Below are 8,019 nucleotides of genomic sequence, written 5' to 3'. Positions count from 1 at the left end.
ACAAAATCAACGCACTCTAAAACCGGAAGGGCCCTTTTACCAGATGCCTTTTGCAGGACGCCTTCCTGACCTAGGCGGATTTAGTGCGCAACAATCCCACCTCACCGCCGAACAACACCAGGGAGCAGTGTTATGAGTGTCGTCTACATGGTCGCGGCTTGGAGCTAATCCAGCTCTTGGTTCAGCTCCTCGCGCACCTTGGTGATGATCGCGCCGAGGAAGCCCTCGCAGCCATCGGTAATCATGGGAAACGTGGAATCATCCTCAAGGACGCCCAGCGTGAACAGCAGGTCGCGGGTGATGGCGTGCGTGTAGTCGTATTCCGGGTTGAACTCCCACTCGCCGCGGAATAAATGGACTAGTTCGAAGGACAGTTGAGGAATGCCCTCCGGTTCGGCGTAGGCATAGGGGATGTTGTTCAGGACGACCTGCGTTGCCCAGAGCGGATCGCTCATGGCCTTGCGGCCATATTTGGTGAGCTTGATATCCGTCGTCGTGGTCTTGATCCAATCCAAGTCCGTCAAGAAACCCCGCAAGTTCAGCAACGGCTGGTGGTAGTCCTCGCGCTTGACCTCATCAAAATCATTGGGGCTATTCAGTCCCTCCTTGAGGCGCGCGACGGCCGCCTGCTTGAGGTAGCCGGCCCCGGTGAGACGCGGAAATTCCTCGATGACCTCGAGGTATTCGCGTATGCGCTGGCCTACGTGGGCGGCGGTGGCGTCGTCAAGCGCCGGCAGCTCATAGTCGGGGCGCAGCTCCGGGTAGGCCTCGTGGATGTCCGCGCGCCATTGCTCCAGCAGCTCCGGGGAGGGCACGGGGATGTCTTCGAAGGGGGTGGAGCGGAAGGGATCGAGCGGGAGATCCCCAGGCAGCGCGGGCTTGGTGCCGCCCTCGAGGTTGGCGGCCTCCGTGCCCATGGTGGCCAGGCGCTGCGCCACTGCTGGCGGGAAGAACGTGGTGAGGCGTTGGTGGATTTGGTCCAGTGTGTAGTTGGGGAAGAGCGCGAAGATGCGCTCCATACTATCCGTGGGCACGGCCATGTAGGCCATGGTGGCCTGGACGTCGAGGACCACCTTGAACATCGCCTCGGCACTTCCGAGCTCACTCATGAGATCGGGACCCTCACCGGCGATAAGCGCGGGAAGGCCCATGACGACGCGCGAGCTATCGGCCACGCTGATGCTGATATTCCATGCGCCGTCCGAGGGGTGGTAGTGCGCTACCTCCCGGAAAGTCTCGAAAAAGTCCTGGTCAATGATGCTGAGGACGTCGATTGGCGTATCGTCCCCACCGACGAGGATTCCCGGATGAGAGGGCTCGAGGCCGAGTGCGGCGTGGACGATGATCATCATCTCGCCCACGGTGAGTTCCGCGGGGGCGGCGACGAAGCGGGACGTGGTGAAGAAGGGATTCTCCACGTCGATGCGGACGTTCCTAGCGAGGTTCATAGTGACCGACAGTATTAGAAAACCGTGCTAGCCGCGCGCCAACGCTTCGCCCACGCGCTTGCCCGAGTGGATGCATCCGCCGAGGAAGGTGCCTTCCAGCGCATTCTTGCCGTGCATGCCGCCACCGCCGAAACCGGAGGCCTCACCGCAGGCGTAAAGGCCGGGGAGTACCGTGCCGTCGGGGTTGAGGCACTGGCCATCGAGGTTGGTCTCCAGGCCACCCAGCGTCTTTCGGGTCAGGAATTTCAAACGCACCGCGATGAGCGGGCCCTTGGATTCATCGAGGATGCGGTGCGGGGGAGCCACGCGGATGAGCTTGTCACCCAAGAAGCCGCGGGCCACGCGCAGGTAGTTGACTTGGGTGTCCTTGCTGAAGGGATTATCAAGCTGAGAATCGCGGTCTTCCAGGACTTTTCGAAGTTGGGCCACATCAATGGTGGGGGAGCCCTCCGGAGAGATGTCGTTCATTCCGGCGACGAGATCCTCCAGGTTGTCTTTTACGACCCAGTCGATACCGTTGTCCATGAAGGCCTTGACGGCCACGTGCGTGCCGGGGCCCAGCTTGCCGGCGAGCTTCTTGAATTCCTTATCCGTCAGATCCGGGTTCTGCTCCGAGCCGGAGAAGATGAATTCCTTGTCCACGATGGCCTTGTTGAGCACGAACCAGGAATAGCCGTGGCCGGTCTGGCCAATGTGGGCGAGTGCGGCCAGGTTATCGGTGCCGGGGAAGAGGGTGGTGGGCAGGCGGTTGCCTTCGGCGTCGATCCACAGCGCCGAGGGCCCAGGGATGATGCGGATGCCGTGGCCGGGCCAAATGGAGTTCCAGTTGGTCATGCCCTCGGTGTAGGCCCACATGCGGTCGGTGTTGACCACGGAGGCGCCGGCCTGCTGGGCGATGTCGATGCCGCGGCCGTCGACATGCGCGGGAACACCCGTGACCAGCTCCTTCGGGCATTCGCCCCAGCGCTCAGTGGGCCACATCTTGCGTACCTTCTCCAGATTGCCGCCGATGCCGCCGGTGGCAATCACCACGGCGGAGCCGCGCAGTTCAAAGTGCTTGACGACGTCCCTCGGGCTGGCCTCGCCACGTACCTGATTGGTGGGGGAGAGGACGCTGCCGCGCACGCCCACCACACGCGGACGACCCGCCTCGTCGTTCTCGACGACGAGCTCATCCACGCGGTGGCGGAAATGGAACTCTACCTGGCCTTTTTCTTCTGCATTAAGGAGCGGCTCACGGAAGACGCGCACGACCTCTGGGCCCGTGCCCCAGGTGAGGTGGAAGCGCGGCACGGAGTTGCCGTGGCCGGAGGCATCCCCGGAGCCGCGCTCTGCCCATCCGATGGTGGGCAGGACGTTGAGGCCTAGGCCTTTGAGATAGGAGCGCTTTTCATTGGCGGCGAAGCGCACGTATTCGCGTCCCCATTTCTCACCCCAATAGTCGTGACGGTCCTCCTCGGTCACTGGGTCATAATCGGCTGAGTTGGTCCAGTCCCGCCACGCCAACTCTTCGGAGTCCTTGACCCGCATCATGGATTGTTCGGGAGAATTGACATAGAACAGCCCGCCGAGTGACCAAAAAGCCTGCCCGCCGAGGTTATTGCGGTTTTCTTGTTCAAGGAAGATGACGTGCTTGCCACCTTTGAGGGCCTCGTAGCCGGCGACCATGCCGGCGAGGCCGGTGCCCACGATGATGACGGAGGTTTCGTTCATGGAAAGAAACTTTACGCGATGAAAGAACAGTTAGGGGGAGTATTCAGGAAGATGTACAGAAACAATGGAGTTTCGGCATTTGTTAGTTGGGGGTAAATGGGGGCGTAAAGAGGACGTAAAGATTCGAGGCTGAAGGTGTAAAGATGCCGCAAAGAAAAGGTAAGTACAGCGGGGTGTGCTCCTAACGTCACTAGATGTCAGATGCCGATTAGGAGGCACTGATGCTCGGTGACAACCTTCACTGAGCACGGACTAGTGCAGAACATTGCACGCGCACAAGGGGGTCTCTCCCACATGTTGGACATTCTGGTCATAGTGATCGTGGTCCTTGCGTTCAGCGGTCCTTCCTCCATCAACGAGTTTATGGACGGAGACGCGTAGAACATGAACACCATCACAGCAGTCATCGGGCTCATCATTGTTGTCGCGCTCGTGGCTTATCTCATCATTTCCCTTATTGACCCGGAGCGTTTCGCATGATCGCTAGCATTGCGGCGGTGGCGCCGCAGTATCTTGCCCTCCTTGCACTTCTAGCAGCGGCCTACGTGCCGCTGGGCAATTGGATGGCCCGCACATATACCTCTGAAAAAGACTGGGCCGTGGAGCGCCTTGTGTACAGAATTTTGCGTATTGACCCTAACCGGGGCCATAACGCTAAGAACTACGCTCGCGCTCTGCTGGGCTTCAGCCTGGCTTCAGTCCTCGTCCTTTACGCAGTGCAGCGGCTCCAAGCGGTGTTGCCAAGTTTTGGAAACCCCCGCGAGGAAGCCGTGGAGCCGTGGATGGCCTTCAACACCGCGGCTTCCTTTACCTCCAACACCAACTGGCAGTCCTATTCCGGTGAAGACACTCTGACGAACGCTTCGCAGATGCTGGGCCTGACCGTGCAAAACTTCGCCTCAGCCGCAGTGGGCATGTGTGTTGCTGTCGCCTTGATCCGCGGCATCGGTCACTTGGGGTACAGCCGCGATACGTTGGCAACCGAGAATGGTCAGCACCTCATCGGCAACTTCTGGGTGGACCTCACCCGCGGCCTCGTCCGCATCCTGCTTCCCCTGTCGCTATTCATCTCCACCGTGCTCGTCCTCGGCGGAACCATGCAAACCTTTGGCTCGAACCTGGTTACGGAGTCCGGTGTAGATATTTCCCGTGCTCCCGTGGCCAGCCAGGAAGCCATTAAGCTCCTGGGTACCAACGGCGGTGGCATCTTCGGTGCCAACTCTGCGCACCCGTTTGAGAACCCGACCGGCTTTACCAACTTGGTGGAGATCTTCTCCCTGCTTGTCATCTCTTTCTGCATGATTCGCACGTATGGTGTGATGCTCAAGTCGCAGAAGCACGCGTGGACGCTGCTCAGCGTGGCTGGTGGTTTGTGGACCGTGATGGTTGTTCTGGTGACTTGGGCACAGCACACCCTTGTCGGCGGCGCGTCTCAGTTGGCAGGCACCAACATGGAAGGTATCGAACAGCGGCTAGGCATTGATGCCTCAGCACTGTTCGCCGTGTCTACCACGGGTACCTCGACGGGTGCGGTGGATTCGATGCACGATAGCTATTCGCCACTGGGCGGTGGTCTGCTCATCCTCAACATGCTGCTGGGTGAAATCGCGCCGGGTGGTGTGGGTACTGGCCTCTATGGCCTGTTGGTTGTGGCCATCCTCGCGGTGTTCATCGGTGGCCTCCTAGTGGGCCGCACACCGGAATTTATGGGCAACAAGATTGGCCGCAAGGAAATTTCAGCGGTTAGCTTGTACATCCTCACCATGCCGGTTCTGGTCCTCGTGGGCGTCGGCGCTTCCGTGGCGCAGCGCAAACTCGTGGAAGCTTCAGCGACCAACTTCGGTGCGCCGGGCACGGCTGATAATGCCCACAGCCTGTCGGAAGTTCTCTACGCCTTTACCTCGGCGGCGAATAACAACGGTTCTGCTTTTGCCGGACTGACGGTGACTGAGCCCTGGTGGCAGATCACTTTGGGCTTGGCCATGCTGTTGGGCCGCTTCCTGCCCATCGTCTTCGCCCTTTACCTAGCCGGAAGCCTGGCAGGACAGAAGCGCCAGGCCACCACCGCAGGCAGCTTACCCACCTCCGGCATTACCTTCTCGCTGTTGACTATCGGAGTAATCCTGCTGGTTGCAGCGCTCACTTTCTTCCCTGTCCTCACCCTGGGTCCCATTTCGGAGGCACTATCATGACAACCCAAACCATCACCGCTGAGCCGGATAAGACTCCTCACCGCAACGCTCCGGAGAAGAGCAGTGGCCTCGCGGCTGCGGCGCTGAAAACGCTGCCGAGCAAAATGTCCCCGCTCGCCCAAGCACGCAACCCCGTGATGTTCGTGGTGTGGGTAGGCGCGGCACTGACCACTGTGTGGTCCATCCTCAACCCCAGCTTTTACGGATGGGTCGTGACGGTATGGTTGTGGTTCACCATTGCCTTTGCCGCCTTTGCCGAGGCATATGCCGAAGGCCGTGGCAAGGCCCAAGCAGACAGTCTGCGCTCTGTGCGCGATGATGCAACTGCCAATCTCATTACTGACTCTGGCATTGAAGTGGTCCCCGCGTCCGAGCTGACCAAGGGTGCCATCGTGCGTGTAGAAGCAGGGGAGACCATCCCGGGTGACGGTGACGTCATCGAAGGTGCTGCCACCGTGGATGAATCGGCTATTACTGGTGAGTCGGCTCCTGTGGTCCGCGAAGCTGGCGGTGACCGCTGTGCCGTGACCGGCGGCACCGTGGTGCTCTCTGATTCCATCAAGGTCAAAATCACCTCCGAACCGGGCTCCACCTTCGTTGACACCATGATCGCCTTGGTGGAGGGCGCGGAACGCCGCAAGACTCCGAACGAGATTGCGCTGAGCATCCTGCTCTCCACGCTGACCATCCTCTTCCTCGTCGCCGTCACTGCGCTTGCCCCGATGGGTCTATTCACCGGCGCGGAGCTTTCGCCACTATCCCTTATCGCTCTGTTGGTCTGCCTAATCCCTACCACCATTGCCGCCCTACTTTCGGCAGTTGGTATCGCCGGTATGAACCGCCTCGTTCGTCACAACGTTCTGGCCACCTCCGGCCGTGCGGTGGAGGCGGCTGGTGACGTCGCCACGCTCCTCATGGACAAGACGGGCACCATCACTTACGGAAACCGCCAGGCCACCGGCCTGATTGTGGCTTCGGGCGTTGATGAGCGCGAGGCTGCAGCGATTGCTCGCATTTCCTCCCTAGCGGATGAAACCCCAGAAGGCCGTTCCATTGTGGCCTGGCTGACTGAAAACTACTCTCTGTCCAGCGAAGGAGATGCAGAAGCGCGGAGTGCGGAGGTCGTTCCATTCAGCGCGTCGACGAGGATGTCCGGCCTTGACCTGGCTCACCGCAAGCTGCGCAAGGGCGCTGGCGATGCCGTACGCAAGTGGGTTACTGAAGCAGGTGGCACCTGGCCGCAAGAGATCGAGGATTCCGTAACCCGAATTGCACAAGACGGTGGCACCCCGCTGCCCGTCGCTGTGGAAGAATCCGATGGCAGCCGCACGGTTATTGCGGTGGTGCAACTGAGTGACGTCGTCAAACCTGGCATGGCCGAGCGCTTCGCTGAACTGCGTCAGATGGGTATCAAGACCATCATGGTGACCGGTGACAACCCGCTGACCGCAGCTGCCATTGCCAAGGAAGCCGGCGTCGATGATTACATCGCCGAAGCTACTCCGGAGGACAAGCTCGCCCGCATCCGTGAGGAGCAAGCACAAGGCCGCATGGTGGCCATGACCGGTGACGGTACTAACGACGCCCCAGCGCTGGCCCAGGCGGACGTGGGCGTGGCCATGAACACTGGTACCTCCGCGGCGAAGGAAGCTGCCAACATGGTGGACTTGGATTCTGACCCGACAAAGCTCATCGATGTCGTTCGAATTGGCAAGCAGCTGCTTATCACCCGCGGCGCGTTGACTACCTTCTCCTTGGCCAATGACCTGGCGAAGTACTTTGCCATCCTGCCGGCGCTCTTCTCCACGCAGTTGCCGCACTTGGAGCGCCTCAACGTCATGCACCTGCATTCCCCTGAGTCCGCCATTGTTTCCGCAGTTGTCTTCAACGCGCTCATCATCGTCGCGCTCATCCCCTTGGCGCTCAAGGGTGTGTCCTACAAGCCGGCCTCTGCGTCCTCACTGTTGCGTCGAAACCTCGGCATCTGGGGTCTCGGCGGTGTTATTACCCCCTTCATCGGCATCTGGGTTATCGACCATGTCGTCTCCCTCCTTCCAGGCCTATAAAGAAAACCTGCAAAGAAAAAGGAAGCAATAATGCGTGTTGATCTGCGTAATCTCATCGCCGGATTCGTCGCCGTGCTCTTATGCGTCGTCGCGCTGGGCATGATCTATCCGGCCGCGGTGTGGGGAATATCTCGCATCACCCCGAAATCTGCCGATGGAAACCTTATCTACCAGGGTGAATGCCTGGTCGGTTCCACTCAGATTCAGGATGGCTTGGAAGATGGCCCCTACTTCTTCGCCCGCGCGGAAGGTATGAGTAACTACGGCACATCAAGTACGGAGCTAGAGAAGGCCATCCGGGAACGCCGAGAGGAGATTGCTCAGCGCGAAGGCGTATCAGTGGAGCACGTGCCTGCCGATGCCGTTACCGGCTCCGGTTCCGGCGTGGATTCCGGCATCAGTCCTGAGTACGCGGAGCTGCAGGCTCCGCGTGTGGCCCGGGAACAGGGTATGCCTATCGAAGACGTGAAGAAGCTGATTGCAGACAATACTGAGCATGCCAGCCTGGGTTTCTTGGGCGAGGACACGGTAAATGTGACCACACTCAACATTGCATTGCCCACGCCAACCCCTTGCTCATAAAGATCAGCTCATAAGATG

The 8,019-nt window shown here is 59.9% G+C and carries 7 protein-coding genes; 5 read left to right on the top strand and 2 right to left on the bottom strand.

All coding sequences use genetic code 11. The annotated features are described in order from the left end of the window. Positions 1–164 precede the first annotated feature (164 nt). On the bottom strand, positions 165–1,448 hold the full coding sequence (locus HMPREF2760_RS08435) for a hypothetical protein (RefSeq protein WP_070561867.1): 1,284 nt from the start codon (positions 1,446–1,448) through the stop codon (positions 165–167). A 27-nt stretch (positions 1,449–1,475) separates the two neighbouring features. After that, on the bottom strand, positions 1,476–3,161 hold the full coding sequence (locus tag HMPREF2760_RS08430) for an FAD-binding dehydrogenase (protein ID WP_070563929.1): 1,686 nt from the start codon (positions 3,159–3,161) through the stop codon (positions 1,476–1,478). 228 nt (positions 3,162–3,389) lie between these two features. Between HMPREF2760_RS08430 and HMPREF2760_RS12885 the strand changes: the two genes are divergently transcribed. From HMPREF2760_RS12885 to HMPREF2760_RS08410, 5 genes are read left to right on the top strand one after another with little or no spacing between them, the layout of a single operon-like run. Beyond that, positions 3,390–3,542, top strand: coding sequence for a hypothetical protein (locus HMPREF2760_RS12885; RefSeq protein WP_158011604.1), 153 nt, complete (start codon positions 3,390–3,392; stop codon positions 3,540–3,542). A 3-nt stretch (positions 3,543–3,545) separates the two neighbouring features. Further along, entirely contained in the window at positions 3,546–3,641 is a 96-nt protein-coding gene (kdpF, locus tag HMPREF2760_RS08425) for a K(+)-transporting ATPase subunit F (RefSeq protein WP_039672809.1), read from the top strand. Next, positions 3,641–5,353: a potassium-transporting ATPase subunit KdpA gene (gene kdpA / locus HMPREF2760_RS08420; RefSeq protein WP_369822001.1), complete on the top strand. Its 1,713-nt coding sequence runs from the start codon at positions 3,641–3,643 to the stop codon at positions 5,351–5,353. The genes kdpF and kdpA overlap by 1 nt, the downstream gene beginning before the upstream one ends. Beyond that, a complete protein-coding gene (gene kdpB / locus HMPREF2760_RS08415; protein ID WP_070533697.1) occupies positions 5,350–7,419 on the top strand; it encodes a potassium-transporting ATPase subunit KdpB in 2,070 nt (689 codons plus the stop codon). Before kdpA ends, kdpB begins: the two co-directional genes overlap by 4 nt. Before the next feature lie 30 nt (positions 7,420–7,449). Beyond that, positions 7,450–8,001: a potassium-transporting ATPase subunit C gene (locus tag HMPREF2760_RS08410; protein ID WP_070597054.1), complete on the top strand. Its 552-nt coding sequence runs from the start codon at positions 7,450–7,452 to the stop codon at positions 7,999–8,001. The last annotated feature ends 18 nt before the right edge of the window (positions 8,002–8,019 follow it).

The organism is Corynebacterium sp. HMSC065D07, assembly GCF_001810695.1.
Taxonomy (GTDB): domain Bacteria; phylum Actinomycetota; class Actinomycetes; order Mycobacteriales; family Mycobacteriaceae; genus Corynebacterium; species Corynebacterium hesseae.
This window is presented reverse-complemented; position numbering and strand designations above follow the sequence as displayed.